This window comes from Amycolatopsis sp. SID8362, assembly GCF_010550475.1.
GTDB classification, from domain to species: domain Bacteria; phylum Actinomycetota; class Actinomycetes; order Mycobacteriales; family Pseudonocardiaceae; genus Amycolatopsis; species Amycolatopsis eburnea.
The window spans coordinates 1-3,498 of record NZ_JAAGNB010001357.1; the positions used below are offsets into that span (position 1 = coordinate 1).

A 3,498-nucleotide genomic window follows, 5' to 3' on the forward strand; every position below is an offset into this window, starting at 1 on the left:
CTCCGGCGGGGTGAAGTTCCCGGGCGCACGCCCGGGAACGTGGTGCGCGAGCCGGCGACCGAAGGCACCGGCGGCGCGCAGGGCGACCTGGTCCTCCCCACCGGCGGCGGCGAGGACACCGGCGAGCCGCCGCCCGGTACGGCCGTCGAAGCCCGCGGGCAGGTCGACCAGCCCGCCCCAGCGATCCGGGTGTTCGAGGGCGACGGTCCGGCCGAAGCCCCAGAGCTGTGCCTGGACCGGGTCCGGGCCGTCGTCGCCGGGGCCGGTGGATACCGCGCCCTGGGTGAGGCACCACAGCGGGGCGACGATCCCGGCGTCACCGAGGGCTTGGACGAGCGTGACGGTGCGGTCGAAGCCGAGGCCGGTCGAGGCCACGACGCCGGCGACTGGTCCGGAGTCCGCGAGCAGGGCCGCGAGCGCGGCGCGGTCGGTGCCGGTGATGTCGAGCCGGCGGACGTCGGCGCCGTGCGCGGCCAGTGCGTCGGCAACGGAGTCGCCGGTGCCGGTGCTGCCTGCGGTCAGCAGGAGCCAGGTGCCCGTCAGGCGCGGGGTGCCCGGCGTCCGAACCGGCGTCCACTCGACGCGGTAACGCCAGGCGTCCGCGGCGGACTCATCGGAGCGGCGGCGCCGGTAAGCCGACAAGGCGGGCAGCAACGAGTCAAGCGAGGACGACTGGTCGCCATCAAGGTCCAGCAGCGCGGCAACCTCACCACGGTCGCCACGACCGAGGGCGTCCCACAGCGGTTCGTCGCCGCTGGCGGCGGCCGGGGCCGTCGGCCGCGCCCAGTAGAACTCGCGCTGGAAGGCGGTCGTGGGCAGCTCGACGCGCCGAGCCCCGGCACCGGCGAAGAACGCGGCCCAGTCAACGTCCACACCGGACACGTGCAACCGCGCGAGCGCGGCGACCGAGGACAGTTCCTCACCACGATCCTTGCGCAGCAACGGAACCACGACATCCGCGTCGACCATCGCCGACAACGTCCCATCCGGTCCGAGTTCCACAAACGCCGAAACCCCAGCCTCGCCCAAAGCACTCACATGATCGGCGAACCGAACCGTGTCCCGCACATGAGACACCCAAAACTCCGGCGACGTCACATCCCCGGCGGCAACCATCGGAATCACCGGCTCGGCGAACTCCAGACCCTCAACGACCGCACGGAACTCGTCCAGCATCGGATCCATCAACGACGAATGGAACGCATGCGACACCTTGAGCCGCTTGGACTTCTCGAACCCGGCGGCAATCTCCAGAACACGGTCCTCCACACCGGAAATCACCACCGAACGCGGACCGTTCACCGCCGCGATCGACACACCCTCGACCAGCAACGGCAACACTTCGTCCTCGGACGCGACCAACGACACCATCGCGCCACCAGCGGGCAACGCCTCCATCAACCGAGCACGCGCCGACACCAGCGTGCACGCATCCTCCAACGACAAAACACCGGCCACGTGCGCCGCCGCGATCTCACCGATCGAATGCCCCGCAACATGATCCGGCCGGATACCCCACGACTCCACCAACCGGAACAACGCCACCTCGAGCGCGAACAACGCAGGCTGCGCCCACCCCGTCCGGTCGAGCAACTCGGCGTCCTCGCGCACCGGAAGCCGCGCGAACACCGCATCAAGCGCATCAGCGAACACCGGATACCGCTCAAACAGCTCCCGGCCCATCCCGAGCCGCTGCGAACCCTGACCCGCGAACAAAAACGCGAGTTTCCCCGCCACCGCGACGCCTTCGACCACGCCGGGAACCGGGTCGCCCGCAGCGAACGCGTCCAGCGCCCCCGGCAGCTCCGCGGGCGCGCCGAAGAGCACCGCCCGATGCGGGAAAGCCGTGCGGGTGGTCGCCAACGAGAACGCGACGTCCACCGCGGCCTGACCGGCCACGACAGCACCGAGCCGGGAAGCCTGCTCCCGCAGGGCTTCGGGCGTCCGGCCGGAAAGGACCCACGGCACGACGGCGAGCTCGGCGGCCGGCGGGAACTCCGCGGCCGGGGGCTGCTCGATGATGGTGTGCGCGTTGGTCCCGCTGATCCCGAACGACGACACCCCAGCCCGGCGCGGTCCGCCGGTCTCCGGCCACGGCACGGTCTCCGTCAACAGCGACACCGCCCCGGCCGACCAGTCCACATGGGACGAAGGCACGTCGGCGTGCAGCGTCCGGGGCAGCACACCGTGGCGCATGGCCAGCACCATCTTGATGACACCCGCGACCCCCGCCGCGGCCTGCGTGTGCCCGAGGTTCGACTTCACCGAACCCAGCAGCAGCGGCCGGTCTCGGTCCTGACCGTACGTCGCCAGCAGCGCCTGCGCCTCGATCGGGTCACCCAGCGTCGTGCCCGTGCCGTGCGCCTCGACGACGTCCACATCGGACGGTGAGAGTCCCGCCGAAGCCAGTGCCCGGCGGATCACGCGCTGCTGCGACGGACCGTTCGGGGCGGTGAGGCCGTTGGACGCGCCATCTTGGTTGACCGCGGAGCCGCGGACGACCGCGAGCACCCGGTGCCCGTGGCGCCGCGCGTCGGAAAGCCGCTCCAGCACGAGCATGCCGGCGCCTTCGGCCCAGCCGACGCCGTCCGCACAGTCCGAAAAGGACTTGCAGCGGCCGTCCGGGGACAGCCCGCGCTGCCGGGAGAACTCGACGAACGAGTTCGGGGTGGCCATCACGGTGACGCCGCCGGCCAGCGCCAGCGAGCAGTCGCCCGCCCGCAGCGCCTGCATGGCCCAGTGCATCGCCACCAGCGACGAGGAGCACGCGGTGTCGATCGTGACGGCCGGGCCCTCCAGGCCGAGGGTGTAGGCGACCCGGCCGGACGCGATGCTCGGCGCGCTCCCGTTGCCCTGGAAGCCTTCGAAGTCGCCGCCCGCCATGACCTGGCCGTAGTCGTTGTACATCACGCCGGCGAACACGCCGGTCCGGGTGCCGCGCAGCGACGCCGGGTCGATCCCCGCCTGCTCGACGGCCTCCCACGAGGTCTCCAGCAACAGCCGGTGCTGCGGGTCGGTGGCCTCGGCCTCGCGCGGGCTCATCCCGAAGAACGCCGGGTCGAACTCGCCGGCGTCGTGCAGGAACCCGCCCTCGCGGGCGTACGACGTGCCGCTGTGGTCGGGATCCGGGTGGTAGAGGGCGTCGAGGTCCCAGCCGCGGTTGGCGGGGAAGCCGGAGACCGCGTCGACGCCGTCGGCGACCAGCTGCCACAGGTCGTCGGGCGAGGCGACGCCGCCGGGGAAGCGGCAGCTCATGCCGACGATGACGATCGGTTCGTCGGCCGTGGCGCCGAGCGCCTGGGCGGGCACGGCCACCGCGCCGCCGTCGCCGAGCAGCTCGTCGCGCAGGTGCTCGGCCAGCGCGAGCGGCGTCGGGTAGTCGAAGGCGGTGGTGGCGGGCAGGCTCATCCCGGTCGCGGCGGCGAGGCGGTTGCGCAGCTCCACCACGGTCAGCGAGTCGAACCCGAGCGACTGGAACGGGCGGGCCGGTTCGACCGC

1 protein-coding gene is annotated in these 3,498 nt (G+C 72.2%); it reads right to left on the minus strand.

The window, feature by feature from the left end; genetic code table 11:
• The coding region (locus G3I65_RS41310; protein ID WP_160700899.1) for a type I polyketide synthase at positions 1 to 3,498 on the minus strand (3,498 nt) is incomplete at both ends.